Source organism: Sulfitobacter sp. SK012 (assembly GCF_003352085.1).
Classification (GTDB): Bacteria; Pseudomonadota; Alphaproteobacteria; order Rhodobacterales; family Rhodobacteraceae; genus Sulfitobacter.
Map to the genome: position 1 here is coordinate 4,165,064 of NZ_CP025804.1, position 22,571 is coordinate 4,187,634.

Sequence of the window (22,571 nt, forward strand, 5' to 3'; positions counted from 1 at the left end):
CTGAACCGACATGGCCAGAGACAGATCAAATTCCAATGATTACACGGGGCCTTTGCGCCGGTTGCTTTTGGCTGTGCTGGTGTTGGTATTGGGCGCTATATTCCTGATATGGCGCATCGACAGTCCGCGTGTAGAACGGTTTCGCGCCCAAATCACTGACAGCGTCGTGCCAAATTTTGAGTGGGCCATGGCTCCTGTCACAGGCACGGTGAATTTGTTACGCGATTTCCAAAGCTATCGACGCCTCTCTGAACAAAACGGTGAATTGCGCTCAGAACTACGCCAGATGCAGGTTTGGAAAGAAGCGGCCCTTCAGCTTGAGCAAGAGAACGCGCGCCTGTTGGATCTGAACAAGGTGCGGCTTGATCCGCGGCTGACCTATGTTACGGGCGTGGTTTTGGCCGATTCCGGCTCGCCCTTCCGGCAATCCGTGCTGCTCAATGTCGGCGCACGCGATGGATTGGTGGATGGCTGGGCGACGATGGACGGCATCGGGCTGGTTGGGCGTATCTCCGGAGTGGGCCAAAACACCGCGCGGGTGATCCTGCTGACCGATGCATCCAGTCGCATTCCAGCGACGATTCAACCCTCGGGCCAACGGGTCATTGTGGCTGGTGACAATTCAGCGGCACCGCCGCTCGATTTCATTGAAAATCCAGATTTGGTACGCCCCGGCGATAGGGTTATCAGTTCGGGCGACGGCGGAGTGTTTCCAGCGGGATTGCTTATCGGACAGGTTGCGGCGGATCCGGGTGGACGTCTGCGCGTTCGCCTCGCTGCAGATTATGAGCGGCTCGAATTCCTGCGCGTGCTGCGTGATCACGGTACTGACCCGGTTTCAAATACTGCATTCGTCATAACGCCAAACGGTCCACTTAACCCTGAGATGATCGTGCCGTCTGAAGATGCCCCGGACGCCACGCAGCCATGAACGAGCTCTCCCCTGCCCGGCTTTGGCTGATGCGTGCGGGTTTTGTGCTCCTTACCGCGCTGATTATTTTCTACCAATTGCTGCCGCTTGATACGGCTCCGGTTGATCTTTTTACCACTGATCTGGTGCCGCTTGCGGCCTCGGACAGTAGTGATGCACGGCTGGAACGCTTGCTTCACCTAAGCGATCCACGGCGTTGGATCGGCCCCGACTTACTGCTTGGTTTTGCGATGGCGTGGTCCTTGCGGCGGCCCGAATACGTCCCCGCAATCTTGTTGGCGGGGATATTTCTTCTTGCGGATATGTTGCTGCAGCGCCCGCCAGGGTTGCTCGCTTTGTTGACGCTGGTGGGGTGCGAAAACCTAAAGATGCGCGAACGCGGTTTGCGCGATGCTACCTTCGTAGCAGAGTGGATTGCAGTGGCTTTTGTGATGGTCTCCATCTTTATAGCCAACCGGATCATCTTGAGCCTCCTCCTGGTCGACACGGCACCTTGGGGGCTCAGCCTGATTGAGCTGGGAATGACATTGCTTTTCTACCCGTTGATCGCGGGCGTAACCCATGGTCTGATGGGCGTACGCAAAACTGCTCCCGGGGAATTGGACTCGAAGGGGCAGCGCGCATGATACGAGGCATCCAATCATGAGACGCAGCCGCGCAGATATCGAGGCAAGCCATAGTAAACTAAGCCGCCGCGCCGCTCTTTTGGGGGGAGCGCAGCTGTTGTTTATGGGTGGGTTGGCCGCACGGATGCGCTTTCTACAGGTGGATCAGGCGGATCAATTCCGCCTACTTGCCGAAGAAAACCGCATTAATATCCGGCTGATCCCACCAACTCGTGGCGAAATCTTTGACCGCAAAGGTATGCGTTTGGCGCAAAACGTGCCCAGCTACCGTATTGTGTTGGTGCGCGAGGATGCAGGCGACGTCGAGGCCGTGTTGGACCGCCTTGCCGCCATCATTGCCGTTGATGATGAAACGCGCGCACGGGTACTGGCAGAGGTGAAACGCTCTGCCCCGTTCCTTCCGGTCACCATTTTGGAGGACGTAAGCTGGGATGATGTCAGTCGCGTTTCAGTGAATGCGCCCGCGTTGCCGGGTGTGTCGCCTGAGGTCGGGCTTACCCGCGTTTATCCGCGTGGGTCTGACTTTGCACATATCGTTGGGCGTGTAGGACGGGTTTCGCAAGCAGATCTGGACGCATTAGACGACCCCGATCAAGTGCTTCGCATTCCAAGGTTTAATATTGGCAAGATCAACGTTGAGGCCCGCGAAGAGGCGCTTTTGCGCGGCACCGCCGGCACCAAGCAGGTCGAGGTCAACGCCACGGGTCGCGTCATGCGCGAACTGGCGCGCCGCGAAGGGCAATCAGGGGCCGATCTGCAGCTGACAATTGATGCGAACCTCCAGAATTACGTGATGGCGCGGTTGGGCGGCGAAAGTGCCGCTGTGGTCATGATTGACCTCGAAAAAGGTGACCTAGCTGCAATCGCGTCGGCTCCCAGCTATGATCCCAACCTTTTTATCGGTGGCATTTCATCCAAAAACTATAACCCACTTCTCAATTCAGCCTACAGACCACTGGTCAACAAAACCGTGCAAGGGGCTTATCCACCGGGATCAACGTTCAAGATGATGACCGCAATGGCGGCTCTCGAAGATGGGCTAGTAGGGCCAGATGACACCGCTTATTGCCCCGGCCACCTTGAGGTTGCCGGGCGGAGGTTTCACTGCTGGAAACGTGCGGGCCATGGTTGGGTCGATCTGGAAAACTCGCTCAAGCAATCGTGCGACGTCTATTACTACGATTTGGCCGTAAAAGTCGGGATTGAAAAAATTTCTGCCATGGCGAGACGCTTTGGCCTTGGGATCAAGCATGATTTGGCGCTGAGTTCGGTGAATGCTGGCCTGATGCCCACAATGGCATGGAAGCGCGAGAACCGAGGCGAGGGCTGGGTGGTTGGTGATACCGTCAACGCCTCCATCGGTCAGGGATTTATGCTAGCGTCGCCCATTCAGCTGGCTGTTATGACAGCACGGATCGCGACGGGGCGGTCGATCACACCGCGATTGGTGAAATCTGTTGATGGCGTGGAACAGCCGTCAGGGGCGGGCGAAAAGCTCGACATGAATGAAAACAATCTGCGCAAGATACGCCGCGCAATGTACGAGGTGGTCAACAACCGTCGTGGGACGGGCTATCGCAGCCGAATTATCGCGGACGGCGAGCGCATGGCAGGCAAGACCGGAACCAGTCAGGTCCGTAATATTACGGCTGCTGAACGTGCACGCGGCGTGACCCGCAACAAAGACCTCCCTTGGGGGCGGCGTGATCATGCGCTTTTTGTCAGCTTCGCACCTTATGACAAGCCACGCTATGCGGTGGCAGTATTGGTTGAACACGGCGGTGGCGGATCAGTTGCGGCCGCTCCGATTGCACGAGATGTGATGTTGCAGGCGCTTTATGGCGGGGAGCCCCCGTTGGAGGCCTATCCGACCGGCGACCGCGATAGGATCAAAATCCAACAAGAAGCCTTGCGTGATGTAAAGCCAGTGGCCCAGATCAAGGGCAACGATCAGGCATGAGTTATCTAGAGCATAGCGTCAAATCTGTCCCTGTCGGGCTGCGCAAAATCCTGTTCTTCCACTGGCCTCTGGCCTTACTGCTGGCCAGTGTGGCGGGCTTTGGGTTTTTGATGCTTTATTCCGTGGCAGGCGGCAAATTTGACCCGTGGGCCGCAACGCAGATGAAGCGGTTTGGCCTCGGGGTCGTCTTGATGCTGGCAGTTGGCATGGTGCCGATTTGGCTTTGGCGCAACCTTGCCGGTCTGGCGTACGGATTGTCTTTGATGCTGCTTGTTGCCGTTGAACTCTTTGGCGCGGTCGGAATGGGTGCGCAACGTTGGATCGATCTGGGGTTTTTCCGTCTTCAACCGTCTGAGCTGACCAAGATAACGCTCGTGATGTTTCTGGCGGCTTATTATGATTGGCTACCGGCCAAGAAAACCTCGCGCCCCTTGTGGGTTTTGCTGCCGGTGCTCATCATCCTTGTGCCGACGGGGCTTGTACTTGGCCAGCCGGATCTTGGCACCGCGATCTTGCTGCTGACGGCCGGTGGTGGGCTGATGTTTCTGGCCGGTGTGCACTGGGCCTACTTCGCCGCCGTTCTAGCGGGGGCCATTGGACTGGTGACAACAGTTTTTCAATCACGCGGCACGCCTTGGCAGTTGATCAAGGACTATCAGTTCCGCCGCATTGATACCTTTCTCGATCCGTCTACGGACCCGTTGGGCGCGGGCTATCACATCACCCAATCCAAGATTGCACTGGGATCTGGCGGCTGGACTGGGCGCGGCTTTATGCAAGGCACACAGAGCCGTCTGAATTTTCTGCCCGAAAAACACACCGACTTTATTTTCACAACGCTCGCCGAAGAGTTCGGCTTTGTTGGCGGGATATCCTTGCTGACGCTATATGCACTGATAATCGTGTTCTGCGTGGTGTCTGCGATCCTTAACAAGGACCGGTTTGCCTCTCTCCTGACGCTTGGTATTGCGCTCAATTTCTTCCTCTTTTTTGCGGTGAATATGTCGATGGTGATGGGCCTTGCTCCCGTCGTCGGGGTACCACTGCCATTGGTTAGCTACGGAGGCTCGGCCATGCTGGTTTTGCTTCTTGCCTTTGGGTTGGTGCAATCCGCGCATGTCCATAGACCACGCTAACGTCATGAACCCTTCAGAAAGAACCTAAATGTCGATATTTCACCTTGCTTTTAACGTGACCGATTTGGACGAGACCCGGCGTTTTTATGGCGATCTTTTGGGATGTGCCGAAGGGCGCAGCACACAGACGTGGGTCGATTTCGACTTTTTCGGACATCAGATTTCGTGTCATTTGGGTACGCCATTTGCCGATGCCCCTACAGGATTGGTCGGGGATCACAAAGTGCCGATGCCCCATTTTGGCGTAGTGCTGCAACATGCAGACTGGCGCGCACTGGCTGACCGGCTCGAAGAGGCTGGTGCGGATTTCGTGCTCTCGCCGCAGACACGCTTTGCAGGTCAGCCCGGCGAGCAGTCAACAATGTTTTTTCGAGACCCCTCTGGCAACCCAATCGAGATCAAGGGCCTTGCCGACATGAACGGAGCCTTCGCTACATGATCAACATTCTGTTCGCAGCCCAACCTGACCGGTGGCAAAAATATGAATCGCACCTGCGTGTAGCTTTGAAAGCCGCAAATATTGACGCTAACCTAGCCCAGGACATCCCGGCAGATGAAGTCGACTATATTGTCTATGCGCCCAACAGCGAGCTGCAGGATTTCACCCCCTATACCCGCGCAAAAGCGGTGCTGAACCTGTGGGCCGGGGTGGAGACAATTGTGGGCAATGAGACCCTGCGCATCCCGCTGGCGCGAATGGTCGATCCGGGGCTGACAAGTGCCATGGTGGAATGGATCTCGGCCCATGTGCTGCGCTATCATTTGGGTTTGGACATCGACATTCTGAACCGGAGCACCGATTGGACCCCGCGCACCCCACCTTTGGCACAGGAGCGTCAGGTGGTTATCCTTGGTCTTGGCGCATTGGGTCAATCGGCGGCAGCAGCGCTGATTAATCTCGGGTTCAATGTCACTGGTTGGTCGCGGAGCGCCAAAGAAATGGCGGGGGTGACCTGCCTACATGGCGAAGCAGGTCTAGCAGATGCGCTGTCTCGCGCCGAAATTTGCGTGACGCTCCTGCCTGATACAGCAGCTACGGAAAACACCCTAAACGCGCAAACGCTCGCGCAAATGCCGCGTGGGGCGTTCATTATCAATCCCGGGCGCGGACCTCTGATCGACGATAGCGCATTAATTGAAGCGCTCGACAACGGCCAGATTGCACACGCCACGCTAGATGTATTTCGGATTGAACCGCTGCCTGTAGAGCACCCCTTTTGGGCGCACCCGCACGTTACCGTGACGCCGCATATCGCGGCGGAGACACGGTCGGTGACTGCATCGCAGGTCATCGTTGAAAACATCCGACGTGGCGAAGCAGGTGAGCCTTTTCTTAACCTTGTGGATCGAACACTGGGCTATTGAGGCAGAGGTTAAGCTGCCAATCCCCGTCCTTTGAGCAGGGCCTCAACCCCCGGCAGTCGGCCGCGAAATGCAACGTAAAGTTCGGCTGCATCGCGGCTGCCTCCGGTAGACAGAATATGTTCTTCCAGTGCCTTGGCGCGTTCCGCGTCAAAGGCGCCGCCTGCTTCTTCGAAGGCTTCAAAAGCATCGGCATCCATCACTTCGGACCACATGTAGCTGTAATAACCGCTGGAATAGCCGTCCCCCGCAAACACATGCGCGAAATGCGGTGTCGCGTGCCGCATGGTGATCGCAGCCGGCATGCCAAGTTCAGCCAACACCTCCGCTTGTCGTGCCATTGGATCTGCTGGGACATCGCCCTCGTGGAAAGCCAGGTCAACAAGAGCCGAGGCCACGTATTCTACGGTCTGGAACCCCATATCGAACGTCGCGGCACCAAGTACTTTTTCGAGCATCTCAGCCGGCATCGCTTCGCCTGTTTTGGCATGGATCGCAAACTCACCAAGCACTTCTGGCACATCAAGCCAATGCTCATAAAGCTGGCTTGGCAACTCAACAAAATCTCGCGCGACAGAGGTGCCCGACACACTTTCATAGGTCACATCCGACAGCATTTGGTGCAAAGCGTGGCCAAATTCATGAAAAAGCGTGCGCGCGTCATCATAGCTCAGCAGCGCTGGATCGCCCTTGGCAAAGTTACACACGTTGATGACAATTGGCGTCTGAGCTTGGGGAAACCGCGCCTGCGCCCGCATCGCAGAACACCACGCGCCCGACCGTTTGGATCCGCGCGCAAAATAGTCCCCGATAAATACAGCCACATGTTTTCCGTCGCGGGTCACTTTCCATGCACGGCAATCCTCATGATAGAGCGGCACGTCGAGGGGTGCGAATTTCAGGTGAAATAGTCTGGTGGCGCAGGCAAAGGCCGCGTCAATCATCCGGTCCAATTGGAAGTAAGGCTTTAGCGCAGCTTCATCCAGGTCATGCTCCGCCGCACGCCGCTTTTCCGCATAATAGCGCCAGTCCCACGGAGCCAGATCGTCATTCACGCCGTCTTTGTGCATCATCGCGGTTAGCACATCAGCATCTGCTTCGGCTTGGCGCTTGGCGGGTTCCCAGACGTCCATCAGAAGGCCACGGACGGCGTCAGGTTTTTTGGCCATTTCGGTTTCAAGCTTGTAGTCGGCAAAGCTTGCGTACCCAAGAAGCTGCGCGCGTTCTTGCCTTAGGGCGAGGATTTCGGCGGCAATCGCACGGTTGTCGGTCTTGCCGCCATTTGCGCCGCGCGCTTCCCACGCCTTGAACGCAATCTTGCGCAGGTCGCGACGCGGCGAGAATTGCAGGAACGGCACGATCAATGAACGGGACAACGTTACAACCGGCCCATCTTGCTTTTTCTCGTCCCCAGCCGCGCGCGCGGCATCAATAACGAAATCCGGCAGTCCTTCAAGATCGGCCTCCGCCAGCGGCATGAACCAGCTGCGCTCATCTGCCAGAAGGTTCTGGGTAAATTCGGTTCCCAGCACGGCAAGCCGCCCCTTGATCTCTTTCATGCGTGCTTCAGCGCTGCCTTCAAGTGCTGCCCCTGAGCGTACGAAACCGCGGTGCGTCAACATCAGAACTCGCGCTTGTTCGCCTGTCAAACCCAATGCTTCGCGTCCGTCCCAGACAGCTGCGATGCGGGAGAACAGTGTTTTGTTGCTGGAAATCTCAGCAAAATGCGCGGCAAGTCTTGGTGAAAAGTCACGCTGCAACGCCTCACGCGCGGGGTTGCTGTCCGCTCCGGCGACCGTGAAAAACACCCCAAGCACCTGATCAAGCGCTTTGCCCGCGGCCTCCAGTGCCTCAATCGTATTGGCAAAGTTCGGATCCGCTGATGCCGTCGCAATTGTATCAATTTCATTTCGATGCGCTGTAAGAGCCGCCTCAAGTGCAGGCGCAAAATCATCATCAGAAATGGCATCGAACGGGGCTAATCCGTAAGGCGTAGTCCAGTCCTGCAGCAGTGTATTTGTGGTCGATGTCATGGGGGGGCTCCTTTGAGACTAAAGGTATGCATGCGTCGGTCAGGTTGCAATCACAGCGCGGAATTTCTTGACGATGCGGGGCCCTTAGCTGCCCGCGCCACATACGGCGCAATCAGGCCGACGTTTCAGCTTGATCTGACGGCTTTCACCATAGAGCGCGTCATAAATTACCATCTGGCCGCGTAGTGCTGTGCCTGCCCCCGTAACCAGTTTGACTGCCTCTACGGCCATCATTGCACCCACCACGCCAGGCAAAGGGCCAATCACACCGGCCTCAGCACAGCTTGGGGCCAAATGCGCCGCGGGCGGTGTCGGAAAAACACAGGAATAGCAAGGTGCATCGCGGGCAGGATCAAACACGCTCAGCTGCCCTTCCCATTGGCTCAGCGCACCAGAGATCAGCGGTATGCCTGCTGACACAGCAGTCCGGTTGACCAGATAGCGCGTGTCGAAATTATCTGTCCCATCAAGCACCACGTCGAAGTCCGCGAAAAGGTCGGGCGCGATTTCTTCCGTAAGGCGGCGATTATAGGGTTTGATTGTTACGAACGGATTTTGGGCCAGCATTTCAGCTTCAGCAGAGAACACCTTTGGCGTGCCAATTGATGCGTCCTTATGGATTACCTGACGTTGCAGGTTCGCGTTCTCAACGGTATCGTCGTCAATTACCCCGATGGTGCCCACGCCTGCCGCAGCAAGGTATTGCAACGCGGGCGCACCCAATCCGCCTGCCCCTATCACCAGTACTTTCGCATTCTTAAGCGCCTTTTGCCCAGCACCGCCAACCTCCCGCAGAACGATGTGGCGGGCATAGCGGTTTAGTTCTGTATCGGAAAATGACCCATTCTGAGCGACAACGGGAACGTCATCCTGAACAGCCTGCGCCTTCAGTCGCTTCAAGATAATTTTATAGACCCAGACCACGGCCGCCGCCCCTAGGACAATCAGCCACAAGGCAGCCTCTCCTCCGGTGACAGCGCGCAGCGGATGACCGTCAGGAAACACCAATTGAATGCCTATGGCCGCAACCAGCAAAACGCCCAACATAAGCCAACGCGCTGGCTTGGGTGTGCCTAACACAGCCCCCATGGCCCAAATCACAACGCCAAGAACTACGACCAGCACTAGCTAACCCCGGTTGAGCCGAAGCCACCAGCGCCGCGCACGGTATCATCAAGTGCCTCGACAGCAGCAAAATCTGCTTGCACCACAGGCGCAACAACCATCTGAGCAATCCGCATGCCATGTTCGATCACAAAAGGCCCGTCGCCGGCGTTTAACAGGATCACCCCAACCGGTCCGCGATAATCTGCGTCGATGGTGCCGGGACTATTTGGCAAAGTGATGCCATGCTTGAGCGCAAGGCCCGACCGGGGCCTGATCTGTACCTCGAACCCTTCGGGGATCGCCATACGCAGCCCAAGCGGGATCAAGACGCGCTGTCCGACCGGCAGCTCAACAGCGCCATCTGGCAATTGAGCACGCAAATCCGCGCCAGCAGCGCCCGCGGTTTCATAGCGCGGAAGCCCCAGCGATCGATCCGCGTCCGGCTCCCACATACAGGCGATTTCAGGCACGGCAGCGTTTCCAATTGTTTGAGTTCATCATCGCAGACATCGCCTTTTTTACCCCAAAGCTTCAGCAATACGCGCAGCCAGTTTCTTGGCCACCGCAGCTTTGTCCATGCGCGGCCAATCTTCTGCCCCGGTGTCACTGATCAGTGTGACGGCATTTTCCGTGCCACCCATAATGCCAGTACCCGGTGAAACATCATTGGCCACGATCCAATCGCAGCTTTTACGAAGCCGTTTGGCCGTTGCGTTCTCCAGCACATCATCAGTCTCAGCTGCAAAGCCGATGACCAATGCAGGGCGTCCCTTTTTCAGGCCACTGACGTGGCGCAAAATATCGGGATTTTCGGTAAATGTCAGCGCAGGGATACCATCCTTGGTCTTTTTTAGCTTGCGATCAGAAGCGGATGTGACGCGCCAATCCGCGACGGCTGCGGCAAAGACAGCCGCATCTGCAGGCAATGCGGCTTCGACGGCTTCTAACATCTGCTGTGCCGTCTGGACCGCGACCACCTCAACGCCGTCCGGCGGTGGAACATCGGCGGGGCCCGTTACAAACACCACCTCAGCGCCCAGCGCCGACAAAGCGCGCGCAATCGCTGTGCCCTGCGCCCCTGAAGAACGGTTTGCGATATAGCGGACTGGATCAATTGGCTCATGCGTCGGGCCGGATGTCACCAAAACGCGCCGCCCTGTTAGAGGTCCATCCGACAAGCGCGCCTCAATCGCTGCAACTATCTCCAACGGCTCCGACATGCGTCCGGGGCCAAATTCGCCGCACGCCATGTCGCCTTCGTTCGGTCCCACGACCGCAATGCCATCAGCCTTGAGGGTAGCGAGATTGCGTAGCGTTGCTGCGTGTTGCCACATGCGCACGTTCATTGCCGGTGCGATCAGTACCGGTGTGTCTGTCGCCAGCAACAAGGTTGAGGCCAAATCATTGGCCAAACCGCCCGCCATCTTGGCCATCAGATCGGCGGTGGCCGGAGCAACCACGACCAGATCAGCCACACGGCTTAATTGGATGTGGCCCATCTCGGCCTCGTCGCCCAGATCAAACAGATCGCGGTACAGTTTGCTTCCGGCCAATGCTGAAACGGAAAGGGGTGTTACAAATTCTTCGCCCGCAAGGGTCAAGACTGGGGTTACGACGGCTCCGCGTTCACGCAAACGCCTGATCAAATCAAGCGACTTGAACGCTGCAATCCCACCACCGATGATGAGCAGAATATGTTTGCCTGCCAGCATGATGCGCCCCTTCATGGCCCTTGAACGCTGAGCATAGGCCCCACCTTTGGGCGCGACAAGGGCGCAGCAATGTCACCGCAACGCTGTTGGCATCAAATCATCAGATCACAAGAAATGACGTACTTCGTGCGATTGTGCCTCAAGCGCCTTGCGCATCTTGTCAAACGCCGCGGCTTCAAGCTGCCGCACGCGTTCTTTGCTTATGCTCAGCTCTTGTCCCAAACTTTCCAACGTGCGTGGATTTTCACGCAATTTGCGCTCGCGAACAATAAATTGCTCTCTGTCGTTCAACCCGACCAGCGCGTCCAACAACCAAGAGCGCAATTGCACAAGGTCATGGCTTTCTTCAACGTTTTCGGCGGCTTGGGCGCTATCATCTTCAAGTGCGTCAATCCATTCGCGGCCTTCGTCTTCTGACGATTGCGTCGCATTCAGCGAATAATCAGAGCCGGACAGCCGCCCTTGCATCATCTCGACATCATGGAGCGGCACGCCAATCTCAGTTGAGATCATCTGACGTAGCTGATGTTTATCAAGCGTTCCACCTTGAGCTGCGGCCTCGCGTTCCAGACGCCCCTGCACGCGGCGCATGTTGAAAAACAGCGATTTTTGGCTGGACGTCGACCCGGTGCGCACCATCGACCAATTGCGCATCACGTGATCTTGAATCGATGCTTTGATCCACCAGACGGCATAGGTCGAAAACCGCACGCCCCGATCAGGGTCAAATTTGTCGGCGGCTTTCATAAGTCCCAAGCCCGCTTCTTGGATCAAATCGTTCATTGGCGCGCCGTACCGTTTGAATTTTGATGCCATGGAAATGGCGAGGCGCATGTAAGCTGTAATCAAGCGGTGAAGGGCTGCTTCGTCGCGCTCATCTCGCCACGCATACGCCAGTTTCAACTCGGTCTCGGCATCTAAAAGCTCGGCTTTCATTGCTGTCCGGGTCAGAGAAAAATCCTGTGAAGTTCTGATTGCCATTGCACAATACTCCCTATCGCAGTGGCGTATCTTGTGATGCGCCTTCGATAGGGATACGCATGAACTTCGGAATTGGTTCATGAATGAAGGTGAAAAATGTTGCCATCAGGCACGTTTGTACTAGGTGGGGCGGCCTCAGGGAAATCCCAATGGGCTGAAAACTTTATACTTTCCAATAACTTAGATGCGATCTATCTAGCCACAGGTCAGATCGGCGATAGCGAAACAAATTCTCGCGTGGCGATACACCGAGCGCGCCGAGATGCCCGCTGGCGCACTATTGAAGAGCCGCTGGACCTTGCGCCGACGCTTGCCGGGTTAACGTCCAAAGATGCGGTTTTGATCGATTGTGCGACCATGTGGCTGAGCAATCAGATGATGGCGGATGCAGAAATTTCTTTGGTTCAAGCATCCTTGCTGGACGCGTTGCGCAGGTGTGCCGCGCCGTGGATTATCGTCTCCAACGAAGTGGGGTACGGGATCGTGCCAGATAACGCTTTGGCCCGTCGCTTTCGGGAGTTCCAAGGGCGTCTGAATATCGCCCTCGCGGCTGAGGCTGACCTTGCCGTGCAGGTCATCGCTGGGTTGCCTCTGGTGCTCAAGGGACACTTACCATGACGGTTTGGCACTGGGTGCGCCACGGCCCAACACATGAAAAGACCTTTGTTGGATGGCGGGATGTCCCCGCCGATCTTTCGGATACCCAACAAATTGCGCGACTGAATGCATATTTGCCAGACGAAGCGCTTATGATCTCTTCGGACCTTATGCGTGCCTCTGCGACGGCAGATGCCCTTACCGCGCAGACGCGCAGGCGCCTGCCCCATCACAAAGATCTACGGGAGTTACATTTCGGCGAATGGGACGGCGTTCGGTTCGATATCGTTGCCAAACGCCATCCAGAATTGAGCCGCGCTTATTGGGAACAACCCGGTGATGTAGCCCCCCCCGGTGGCGAAAGCTGGAACACTACATCGGCGCGGGTGAACGCCATTGTGAACCGCCTGAACCAAGACCATCCGCATTCACATATAATCGCTGTCGCGCATTTTGGGGTGATCCTGACCCAGCTACAACGCGCCCTTAGGGTCAGCGCTTATGATGCCTTTGCGCATAAGATAGACAATCTGTCGGTGACGACCTTGCACCACGGTGACACCTGCCATGCTGAGGTTATCAATCACGTCCCGTGATGATCCGCGCCACAAAATTGCATTTGCACCAACCGGGTAGCTCCCGATAGGTTTGGCCCATGACATATAACCTAATTATCGGCGATCGCAGCTTTTCTAGTTGGTCCTTACGGGGCTGGCTGATGCTAGAAAAATTCAATCTGGACCATGAGGTAACTCTGGCTGGGCTCTACAGTGGCACGTTCGCGGACGATCTGGCCCCTTTTGCTCCGGCGCGTCTTGTCCCGATTTTGCGCACCCCCGAAGGTGAGGTGATCGGCGAGACATTGGCCATGGCCGAGACGTTGGCGGAACGGCACCCAGAACGCGCAATGTGGCCCACAGATCCCGTCGCGCGGTCGCGTGCGCGGTGGCTATGTGCTGCGATGGTGTCGGGGTTTGGGGCGTTGCGCGAAGCCTGCCCCATGCAGTTGGTCCATGTGAATGCAGGTTATTCTGCGTCAGACGCGGTCCTTGCTGATATTGCTCGGATTGAAGAGTTGTGGAAATTTGCGCGGGAACAAGCATCAGATGGGCCATGGCTTTTCGGCGCGTACTCGCTAGCAGATGCGTTTTATGCGCCCGTTTGTGCCCGGATCATCGGCTATGACCTGCCTGTGTCAGACGAAGCGCGCGCTTATTGTGAGGCCACACTCAGCGATCCCGCATTTCAGGCGTGGCGCAAAGAGGGGCTCAAGGTCACTTATGATCCGTTCCCCTACGATATGGGCACGGCAATAGCCCCTTGGCCTGTTTGAAACATCGTTAACGCTTCCTAAACACTCGCTCCCTACCTCTTAACCATTCGGTGAGAGTTGAAAGGGAATGACATGGTTTCGCGCGCCTATACTGTTGCGTTTCAAGGCGTTGAAGCCCGGATGGTTGAGGTGCAATGTGCCGTGACCCCGGGTTTGCCCGCGTTTTCTATAGTGGGCCTACCCAATAAAGCGGTTTCCGAGGCGCGCGACCGGGTGCGCACGGCACTGACGTCCATGGCGATAGCCTTGCCGTCGAAACGGATCACCGTAAATCTCAGCCCCGCCGATTTGCCAAAAGAGGGCAGTCATTTCGACTTACCCATCGCTTTGGCGCTGCTTGCTGCGCTCGATATTTTGCCGGGTGATGTCACGCAAGATGTCGTCGCATTGGGGGAGTTGTCTTTGGATGGAACGCTCGTGCCGGTTGTCGGTGCGCTACCCGCCGCAATGGCCGCTGCCCAAGAAGGGCGAAGCCTTTTGTGTCCTGCAGCATCCGGTGCAGAAGCCGCTTGGGTCGGGGCGACGCAGGTTATTGCGGCGGCCACATTGGGCGACGTGGTGCGCCACTATACTGGCCAGGTGCCGCTGTCTCCGGCGGAGCCCGGCGAGGTCAGCGAACAGGCTCACGCCAAAGATCTGCGCGAGGTCAAAGGGCAAGAACGTGCAAAACGGGCGCTGGAAATTGCCGCGGCTGGGCGTCACCACCTGATGCTTGTCGGTACACCGGGGTCTGGGAAGTCCATGCTGGCAGAGCGGCTCCCCTCAATCCTGCCACCCCTCTCGGCGGCAGAGGCGTTATCGACGTCTATGATCCATTCACTTGCGGGATTGTTGAACGAAGGTGGGATATCTCGGGCGCGACCTTACCGCGACCCTCACCATACCACGTCAACTGCAGCGGTTATTGGAGGTGGGCGGCAAGCTAAACCGGGCGAGGTAAGTCTGGCTCATAATGGCGTGCTTTTTATGGACGAATTCCCCGAATTCGGTCGCGCCGTTTTGGAAACTCTACGCCAACCCATTGAGACGGGTGAAGTGATGATCGCGCGCGCAAATGCCCATGTGAAATATCCTTGCAAGTTCTTACTGATCGCTGCCGCCAATCCCTGCAAATGTGGGTATTTGACTGATCCTGCACGGGCCTGCGCCCGGGTTCCGCATTGTGGAGAGGATTATCTTGGCCGTATTTCGGGCCCGTTGATGGACCGGTTTGATCTGCGTGTCGATGTGCCGCCAGTTTCTTATACGGACCTTGATTTGCCCGCTTCGGGCGAAGGATCGGCGGAAGTCCGAATGCGGGTTTCAGCGGCGCGCGCTGTGCAGCAGGCCCGTTATGCAGCCTACCCGGCGATGATCTGCAATGCGGATGCCGAGGGCGATGTGTTGGAACAAGTAGCGACGCCAGATGCAGAAGGGCGCGATATCTTAAGCCGGGCGGCGGAGCGGTTTCATCTCTCGGCGCGGGGCTACCACCGCGTCCTCCGGGTTGCGCGCACCATCGCCGACCTTGACGGCTCTGAAGAGGTTCGCCGCCCACATATTGCCGAAGCCGTCAGCTTTCGGTTGGCCAGCCTTGCACTTGCTTGATCCACTCTGCCAGCGCATCCAAAGTCTCGCGTGCCTCGGGCAGAATGTTATGCATGAGGGGCCAAACATGCGGTAGATCGTGACGCTCGACCAGATTTACGGGGGCACCATCACGGCGCAAAACATCCGCTAGCCTGCGCGCATCATCTCGCAAAATTTCGGTATCGCCCACGGTAAACCAAGTTGGCGGAGCGCCATGGAATTGACCATGGAGCGGACTGCAGCGCGGGTCGTCGGGAGGCTGGCCGTTCAAGAATATTTCTGCCATTTCACCAGCCCGCTCGGCTGGCAATATGACATCGCACTCTGCATTCGCCACAAAGCTCTCGCCGGAGTGGGTCATATCCGTCAGAGGAGAAAAGCCAAACACCGCGCCAGGCATTGGCGCGCCTTCGCTACAAAGCTGTGCCAACAGGCCAAAGGCCAGCGCGCCACCCGCGCTATCGCCACCAATGACCACATGCGCCGGATCAACCCCATCAGCGATCAACCCGTCCCAAGCAGCCCGGACATCCAGCGCGGCAGCAGGAAAAACGGCCTCAGGGGCAAGACGGTAGCGAGGCAGAAGTGCACGCCCCTTCACCCGGTGGGCAAGTTGAGCTGCGAGGGCGGCATGAGTTTCGGGGCTGCCAAAAACAAACCCACCCCCATGGAAGTACAAAATGACCCGATCCTGTTGGACGTGGCGGGGGGTAAGTTCCAAAGTGTCGACGCCGCCAAGGGCGGTCCAACGCTTTGTCGTGCCCCTTGGGGCGTGAAATAACAGGCGCGCCTGTTTTTCAAAATTATACCGCAACTCCATGGGCCCTATGGCGTTGCGCATTCGGCGCTTTTCAACCCGCATAAACCACTGATTGAGTAGAAGGCGCGCAACACTCATGCGCGTCGGCGCTCAATCGCTTCCCAGATTTTGGCGGCAATGTTAGTGCCGTCGAAACGTTCCAGCTCCTGAATGCCGGTGGGCGACGTGACATTAATTTCTGTCAAATAGTCGCCGATCACATCAATTCCTACAAAAATTTGGTCTTTTTCCTTCAAAACTGGACCGATCCGCGCGCAAATCTCAAGATCACGCTCAGTCAGCCCCACTTTTTCGGGGCGGCCACCCACGTGCATGTTGGACCGCGTCTCACCCTTGGCGGGCACACGGTTGATGGCCCCAACCGGTTCACCGTCAATAAGGATCACCCGTTTGTCGCCCTTTGATACGTCAGGCAGGAATTTTTGGGCGATCAATGGTTCACGCGAAAACCCCGTGAAAAGCTCATGCAGGGAACTGAGGTTTCGGTCGTCCTTGGTCAGCAAGAACACCCCTGCACCACCATTTCCATAAAGCGGCTTAACGATGATATCGCCGTGTTTTTCCTTGAAGGCACGGATGGTGGTAAGATCGCGGGCAATCGTGGTGGGCGGGGTCAGGTCCGGAAAATCCAATACCATCAGCTTTTCTGGAAAATTGCGTACCCAGAACGGGTCATTCACCACCAGCGTGGTCTCTCTAAGCCGGTCCAACAGATGGGTCGACGTGATGTAATGCATGTCAAAAGGCGGGTCTTGCCGCAGCCAGACTACGTCGAAATCAGCCAAATCAACTTCGCGCATCTCGCCAAGTTGGGCGTGATCTCCTTGAACCCGCTGCACGGTCATGTCCTGACCGCGGGCTGTTATCCGCCCTTCTTGATAGGCAAGGTGGTCGGGCGTGTAGAAAAACAGAGTGTGTCCGCGTGCCTGCGCTTCTTCTGCAAGGCGAAAGCTGCTGTCGGCATTGATGTCCACGGCCCCGATTGGGTCCATTTGAAAGGCGATTTTCATGGGCGTCCCTTTTGCTGATTGACCTTTAGATGGCCCAGCAAAAGCATCTGTGCAATGGGTCAGCCCTCACCAAAAGCGTTTTCGATGATCCGGTGCTCGCCCTTGCCGTTCACAAGTGCGACGTCAAACCGCATATCTGTGAGGCTGCCATTTGGCATTCGTGCCAAGTATTCTTCAGCAGAACGGCAAATCCGTTGCATCTGGGCAGGGCGCACATGTTCGGCCGCACGATCAAAACTGCCGCTTTGCTTGACCTCAACAAATATCAGACCGTTCCCGTCATTCAGGATGAGATCGATCTCTCCGGCCTTGCCACGCCAGCGCCGCTGCGCCACGCAATAACCGCGCTGAGAATAGTCCTGTTCGATCCTGTGTTCTGCAGCCAATCCCGCGTGGTACGCCAAAGCACCCTTCTGACTTTTTGCCTCACTACAACTCATGTCTTATCTTTCCCCAGTGCAAGGGCCGCCTGATAAACTTGCCTGCGTGGCAAAGCGTGTGCCGCCGCAACCGCATCCACAGCATCGCGCATCGACATATCCGCCAATGCCGCCCTAAGTGCAGAATTAACATCTGTCTCACTAACAATTGGTGAATTTCCACGCGCCACAAGAACGACAATCTCGCCCTTTGGGTTGGCCTCCGCGTAGGCCTCGGCCAGTTCGTCCAATGTGCCGCGTCGAATTTCTTCGAACTTCTTGGTCAATTCGCGACAAACTGCGGCGGAACGCTCACCCCCCAATGTCTTTCCAGCATCCCGAAGCATTGCGCCAACGCGCTTGGGTGATTCGTAGAAAACCAATGTCCCGGGCACATCGCGGAGCTTTTCCAAAGCTCCCAGACGGGCCGCTTTGGCATTGGGTAAGAACCCAGCAAAGAAAAACGCGTCCGTGGGCAACCCACCCAACGCAAGCGCAGTGACCACAGCGGACGGTCCTGGAGCGCAGGTGACCATCAATCCGGCTTGCCCAGCGGCACGCGACAACTCAAAACCCGGATCGGCAATAAGCGGCATGCCCGCCTCTGAGGCATAAGCGACCGACTGGCCTTGAGCCGCGGCCTCCAAAAGGCGTGCCACTGTCCCTGAACCCGTGTGTTCATGGAGCGCCACAATCCGGCGTCCGTTCAGAGGGACGCCATGAATATCCATCAATTTGCGCATTGATCTGGTGTCTTCGGCGGCCAGTACATCAGCGCTGGCCAACACATCGAGTGCACGCAAAGTGATGTCGCGCGCGGACCCAATTGGCACCCCGACAAAATACAGCCCCGGTGCCAGCTTCACATTCATGTAATTCAACGCTGGACCCGCCTTTCGCACCGTTTATTATCACTGCATCAGACGGGCGGCGCAGGCCCTCGACCAACACCTTGGGAGTTACGAATTTATGTTTGCCTTTTTACGCGCGATCCGCAAGCCGTGGCACATCATCTCGATGCCTATTTTTGCCTTGATCCTTGCTGCTTGTGATCCAACCTCTCTGGGTGGTTCTGCTACGAGTGGCGGCCCCAAAATTGATACGAATGCTCCTGTTCCGGTGGCGTTGTTGATCCCGCGCGGCGGTTCAGCCTCAGACGAGCTTTTGGCGCAGAACCTTGAAAACGCGGCAAGACTTGCGATCCGTGACCTAGGTGGGGTTCAGATTGATTTGCGCATTTATGCAACGGCGGGCAATGCAGCACAGGCGGCGAGTGTTGCAAGCCAAGCCGTAAACGAGGGCGCAAAGATCATTCTTGGGCCAGTCTATGCCGAGGCCGCAAATGCGGCAGGCAATGCCGTGGCGTCTCAAGGCGTTAACGTTCTGGCGTTTTCCAACAACCCAACCATCGCAGGCGGCAACGTCTTCGTGCTTGGGCCAACCTTCGACAACACGGCATCTCGGCTTGTGAGCTATGCTAAACGCTCAGGTAGGGACCGAATCGTAATCTTGCATGCGCAGGATGTCGCCGGTGAGCTCGGGCGCTCCGCGATCCAAAAAGCGATTGCGGCAAATGGTGCCACCCAGTCTGGCGTTGTGGCCTATTCCAACAGCCAAGAATCTGTCTTGGCAGCTGTGCCGCAGGTCAAGGCGACCATGGATAGCTCGGGCGCAAACGCACTGTTTCTGACGACCAGCTCTGCGACAGCGCTTCCGCTCTTTGCCCAACTACTGCCGGAGGCCGGTGTAACGTCACCCGCCACCCAGTACATTGGCCTGACCCGCTGGGACATTCCGGTGCAGACGCTGGAGCTTTCTGGTGTTCAGGGCGGCTGGTTCGCGTTGCCTGATCCGGGGGCGACCAGCGCGTTTCGTCAGCGCTACACAGCTGCTTATGGGAACGGTCCGTTGGACATCGCAGGCCTGTCTTTTGACGGAATTGCAGCGATTGGGTCACTGGTGCAGTCCGGCAAAACCGATGCTCTGACCGGCGCCGCACTAACCCAAGGGGCGGGCTTTCGCGGGGCCAGCGGTATCTTCCGGCTACGCGCAGATGGCACCAATGAGCGCGGACTTGCGGTTGCATCGATCCGCAATCAACAAGTTGTCGTGCTAGAGGCCGCGCCGCGTGCCTTTGGCGGCGCTGGTTTCTGAGCCACACATTGCCAGAAACCCAAAAACAACAATCAGGCGGGGCGGAGACACCGCGCCTGATTGCTGAACCTTCTGAAATTTTTGACGCTGTTGCGGTCGCAGAGGCGGTCCAAGAGGCAATAAAGGCGACCTCGGATCCGGCTGAACACCGGGCCGCTGTCGTCGAAGTGTTGCGTGCAGCCCAAGTGCAGGGCCGCGACCTAATTGCGCATCGCTTTGCATTATCGCCATTTGACGCGCGCGGAATGACGTCAGCCTATACGTATTTGACGGATGGGATGGTTAACACCGCCCTCGTAGCATCACTTCAACTGACTGCGGCCAGCACCCAAGATAAGCCCGATCGCTTGTCAGTCATCGGCGTAGGCGGATATGGGCGCGGCGAAATGGCTCCCTTCTCGGATGTCGACCTGCTGTTCCTGACCCCAAAAACCATCACCCCATGGGCGGAAAGCGTCATCGAGTCGATGCTCTATATGCTGTGGGACCTCAAACTAAAGGTAGGCCATGCCAGCCGCACCATTCGCGACTGTGTAAAGTTGGGTTCAGAAGACTATACGATTCAAACGACCTTGCTGGAGCACCGCCATATCGTAGGTGATGCAGCGTTGGCCAAGCAGCTGGGAACGGCACTGAACAAGGATCTCTTTTCCGGATCCGGGCGCGATTTCATTGAAGCCAAATTAGACGAGCGCGACGCGCGACACCTCAAGCAAGACCAACGTTATGTCGTTGAACCGAACGTTAAAGAGGGTAAGGGCGGTTTGCGCGATCTGCAGTCGCTGTTCTGGATCGCAAAATATATCCACAAGGTGAAAAACTCGGCTGATTTGGTCGGAAAAGGCGTGTTTCGCCCAGACGAATATAAGACGTTTCTAGACGCAGAGAATTTTCTATGGGCGGTTCGTGGGCATCTACATCTGTTGACCCGGCGCGCAACTGAACAGCTGACTTTTGACATGCAGGTCCAGGTCGCAGAGGCCATGGGATATTTCGACAAAGACGGCAGGCGCGGCGTTGAGTTGTTCATGCAGGCTTATTTCCGCCATGCAACAGAGGTGGGGGATCTTACACGTATCTTCCTAACCAAGCTTGAAGCGATGCATGCAAAGCCCGAGCCGTTACTGGAGCGCTTCTTTCGTCGCCGGCCCAAAATTCGTGAAGGCTACGAAGTGGTGCATAACCGCATTTCGATCATTGATGACGCGGATTTTCTATCAAACAAGCTAAACTTATTGCGCCTGTTCGAAGAAGCCTTGCGCACGGGTATGTTGATCCATCCAGATGCAATGCGGACGGTCAAAGCGAACCTAAAGCTGATCGACGACGACATGCGCAACAACCCAGAAGCCCAGCGCATTTTTCTTGATCTGCTGTTGAAACATGGCAATCCGGAACGCGCGTTGCGGCGGATGAACGAACTGGGCGTTTTAGGCGCGTTTATCCCGGAATTTGAGCCAATTGTCGCGATGATGCAGTTCAACATGTACCACAGCTATACTGTGGACGAACACATCATCCAATGCGTCGGCCATCTGGCCCGGATCGAAAAAGACGAGATGGAAGAAGATCAGCCGGTGGTGTCGACGATCCTAAAAGAGGGGGTCAACCGCCGGGTATTGTTCGTGGCGCTTTTGTTGCATGATATCGGCAAGGGACGCCCTGAGGATCACTCGATCTTGGGAGCCAAGATTGTGCGAAAAGTGGCTCCGCGTTTGGGCCTCAAGCAAGACGAGGTCGATACCGCCGAATGGCTTGTACGCTATCATCTGTTGATGTCCGACATGGCGCAAAAACGCGATATTGCTGATCCGCGCACTGTGCGCGACTTTGCCAAAGCCGTGCAAACGGTCAAGCGTTTGGACCTGCTGACAGTGTTGACGGTCTGCGATATTTGCGGGGTTGGGCCGAACACTTGGAACAACTGGAAGGCCGTTTTGATCCGTGCACTTTACCGCCAAACACGGCGAGCGCTGGAAACCGGGCTTGAGGACCTAAACCGTGAAAACCGCGGGACAGAGGCCAAGAAAGGGTTGCGCGCCGCGCTGGGCGATTGGCCAAAGAAAGACCTGAAAATTGAAACCGCTCGGCATTACCCGCCCTATTGGCAGGGCCTACATGTCACGGCACACGTCGCGTTTGCAGAGCTGTTGCGCGGCATTTCAAACGAGGACGTGCGCATCGACTTGCACCCCGATCAGGACCGCGACGCGACGCGCGCCTGTTTTGTCATGGCCGATCACCCAGGCATATTCTCGCGCCTCGCGGGCGCGCTGGCACTTGTGGGGGCAAACGTGGTGGATGCGCGCAGCTACACCACAAAGGACGGGTTCGTCACGGATGCGTTTTGGATACAGGACGCCGATGGCAACGCCTACGAAGCGGCGCGCTTGCCGCGCTTGCGGAAGATGATCGCCAAAACTCTGCGCGGTGAAGTTATCGCACGTGATGCGCTGAAATCACGCGACAAGGTTAAGAAGCGCGAAAAGGCATTCCGAGTACCGACCCACATCACCTTTGATAACGACGGGTCCGAAATCTATACCATCATCGAAGTCGACACCCGCGACCGCCCTGGATTGTTGTATGATCTGGCGCGCACATTGGCAGATTCGAACGTTTACGTCGCCAATGCCGTTATCGCGACCTATGGCGCGCAGGTCGTCGATACATTCTACGTTAAAGATATGTTTGGGCTGAAATATTACGCCGAGGGCAAACAGCGCACGCTGGAAAAACGCCTCCGTCAGGCAATTACCGAGGGTGTGGCGCGCGCGGACGTGTAGCGTTTGACCCAGAAATGGTAGCAGAATTTCGATCT

Annotated in this window: 21 protein-coding genes; 12 read left to right on the forward strand and 9 right to left on the reverse strand. The window is 56.8% G+C overall.

Features of this window, described 5'->3' with window-relative positions:
- Positions 1-10: 10 nt before the first annotated feature.
- The 6 genes from mreC to C1J03_RS20350 are packed head-to-tail and all read left to right on the forward strand — an operon-like array spanning position 11 to position 6,018.
- Positions 11-931 (forward strand): rod shape-determining protein MreC, encoded by a 921-nt coding sequence (gene mreC / locus C1J03_RS20325; RefSeq protein ID WP_114888238.1) that lies wholly within the window; start codon positions 11-13, stop codon positions 929-931.
- On the forward strand, positions 928-1,557 hold the full coding sequence (locus C1J03_RS20330) for a rod shape-determining protein MreD (RefSeq protein ID WP_114888239.1): 630 nt from the start codon (positions 928-930) through the stop codon (positions 1,555-1,557). Before mreC ends, C1J03_RS20330 begins: the two co-directional genes overlap by 4 nt.
- A gap of 16 nt (positions 1,558-1,573) precedes the next feature.
- The gene (gene mrdA / locus C1J03_RS20335; RefSeq protein WP_114888240.1) at positions 1,574-3,517 is read left to right on the forward strand and encodes a penicillin-binding protein 2; all 1,944 of its coding nucleotides are present in this window, start codon (positions 1,574-1,576) and stop codon (positions 3,515-3,517) included.
- Positions 3,514-4,653 carry a rod shape-determining protein RodA gene (rodA, locus tag C1J03_RS20340; protein ID WP_114888241.1) on the forward strand — a complete coding sequence of 380 codons (1,140 nt, stop codon included), beginning with the start codon at positions 3,514-3,516 and terminating at the stop codon, positions 4,651-4,653. The genes mrdA and rodA overlap by 4 nt, the downstream gene beginning before the upstream one ends.
- Positions 4,654-4,681: 28 nt before the next feature.
- Positions 4,682-5,092 carry a VOC family protein gene (locus C1J03_RS20345; protein WP_114888242.1) on the forward strand — a complete coding sequence of 137 codons (411 nt, stop codon included), beginning with the start codon at positions 4,682-4,684 and terminating at the stop codon, positions 5,090-5,092.
- Positions 5,089-6,018 (forward strand): 2-hydroxyacid dehydrogenase, encoded by a 930-nt coding sequence (locus C1J03_RS20350; RefSeq protein ID WP_114888243.1) that lies wholly within the window; start codon positions 5,089-5,091, stop codon positions 6,016-6,018. Before C1J03_RS20345 ends, C1J03_RS20350 begins: the two co-directional genes overlap by 4 nt.
- Before the next feature lie 8 nt (positions 6,019-6,026).
- On the opposite strand, the gene C1J03_RS20355 is transcribed toward C1J03_RS20350, so the two are convergent.
- The 5 genes from C1J03_RS20355 to C1J03_RS20375 all read right to left on the reverse strand — a co-directional run bounded on the left by C1J03_RS20355 (position 6,027) and on the right by C1J03_RS20375 (position 11,848).
- Positions 6,027-8,048 (reverse strand): M3 family metallopeptidase, encoded by a 2,022-nt coding sequence (locus C1J03_RS20355; RefSeq protein ID WP_114888244.1) that lies wholly within the window; start codon positions 8,046-8,048, stop codon positions 6,027-6,029.
- 84 nt (positions 8,049-8,132) lie between these two features.
- Complete coding sequence (locus C1J03_RS20360; RefSeq protein WP_114889111.1) at positions 8,133-9,137, reverse strand: HesA/MoeB/ThiF family protein; 1,005 nt, start codon at positions 9,135-9,137, stop codon at positions 8,133-8,135.
- Positions 9,138-9,172: 35 nt separating this feature from the next.
- Positions 9,173-9,607 (reverse strand): dUTP diphosphatase, encoded by a 435-nt coding sequence (gene dut, locus C1J03_RS20365; RefSeq protein ID WP_114888245.1) that lies wholly within the window; start codon positions 9,605-9,607, stop codon positions 9,173-9,175.
- 66 nt (positions 9,608-9,673) lie between these two features.
- Entirely contained in the window at positions 9,674-10,867 is a 1,194-nt protein-coding gene (gene coaBC, locus C1J03_RS20370) for a bifunctional phosphopantothenoylcysteine decarboxylase/phosphopantothenate--cysteine ligase CoaBC (protein WP_114888246.1), read from the reverse strand.
- A 105-nt stretch (positions 10,868-10,972) separates the two neighbouring features.
- Positions 10,973-11,848, reverse strand: coding sequence for an RNA polymerase factor sigma-32 (locus tag C1J03_RS20375; RefSeq protein ID WP_114888247.1), 876 nt, complete (start codon positions 11,846-11,848; stop codon positions 10,973-10,975).
- A 96-nt stretch (positions 11,849-11,944) separates the two neighbouring features.
- Between C1J03_RS20375 and cobU the strand changes: the two genes are divergently transcribed.
- From cobU to C1J03_RS20395, 4 genes are all read left to right on the forward strand, one after another.
- Entirely contained in the window at positions 11,945-12,466 is a 522-nt protein-coding gene (cobU, locus tag C1J03_RS20380; RefSeq protein WP_114888248.1) for a bifunctional adenosylcobinamide kinase/adenosylcobinamide-phosphate guanylyltransferase, read from the forward strand.
- Entirely contained in the window at positions 12,463-13,041 is a 579-nt protein-coding gene (locus tag C1J03_RS20385) for a histidine phosphatase family protein (RefSeq protein WP_114888249.1), read from the forward strand. Before cobU ends, C1J03_RS20385 begins: the two co-directional genes overlap by 4 nt.
- Positions 13,042-13,100: 59 nt before the next feature.
- Positions 13,101-13,778, forward strand: a complete 678-nt coding sequence (locus C1J03_RS20390) for a glutathione S-transferase (RefSeq protein WP_114888250.1) — start codon at positions 13,101-13,103, stop codon at positions 13,776-13,778.
- Positions 13,779-13,850: 72 nt separating this feature from the next.
- On the forward strand, positions 13,851-15,365 hold the full coding sequence (locus C1J03_RS20395; protein ID WP_114888251.1) for a YifB family Mg chelatase-like AAA ATPase: 1,515 nt from the start codon (positions 13,851-13,853) through the stop codon (positions 15,363-15,365).
- Here the strand turns inward: C1J03_RS20395 and C1J03_RS20400 are convergent.
- From C1J03_RS20400 to rsmI, 4 genes are read right to left on the reverse strand one after another with little or no spacing between them, the layout of a single operon-like run.
- Positions 15,331-16,188, reverse strand: coding sequence for an alpha/beta hydrolase (locus tag C1J03_RS20400; protein WP_254694111.1), 858 nt, complete (start codon positions 16,186-16,188; stop codon positions 15,331-15,333). The genes C1J03_RS20395 and C1J03_RS20400 overlap by 35 nt on opposite strands.
- Positions 16,189-16,241: 53 nt before the next feature.
- A complete protein-coding gene (gene gshB / locus C1J03_RS20405; protein ID WP_114888253.1) occupies positions 16,242-17,177 on the reverse strand; it encodes a glutathione synthase in 936 nt (311 codons plus the stop codon).
- A gap of 59 nt (positions 17,178-17,236) precedes the next feature.
- On the reverse strand, positions 17,237-17,617 hold the full coding sequence (locus tag C1J03_RS20410) for a YraN family protein (RefSeq protein WP_114888254.1): 381 nt from the start codon (positions 17,615-17,617) through the stop codon (positions 17,237-17,239).
- Positions 17,614-18,477: a 16S rRNA (cytidine(1402)-2'-O)-methyltransferase gene (gene rsmI / locus C1J03_RS20415; protein WP_114888255.1), complete on the reverse strand. Its 864-nt coding sequence runs from the start codon at positions 18,475-18,477 to the stop codon at positions 17,614-17,616. The genes C1J03_RS20410 and rsmI overlap by 4 nt, the downstream gene beginning before the upstream one ends.
- Positions 18,478-18,565: 88 nt before the next feature.
- On the opposite strand from rsmI, the gene C1J03_RS20420 reads away from it, so the two are divergent.
- Positions 18,566-19,750, forward strand: a complete 1,185-nt coding sequence (locus tag C1J03_RS20420) for a penicillin-binding protein activator (RefSeq protein ID WP_114888256.1) — start codon at positions 18,566-18,568, stop codon at positions 19,748-19,750.
- A gap of 8 nt (positions 19,751-19,758) precedes the next feature.
- The gene (locus C1J03_RS20425) at positions 19,759-22,536 is read left to right on the forward strand and encodes a [protein-PII] uridylyltransferase (protein WP_114888257.1); all 2,778 of its coding nucleotides are present in this window, start codon (positions 19,759-19,761) and stop codon (positions 22,534-22,536) included.
- Positions 22,537-22,571 lie beyond the last annotated feature (35 nt).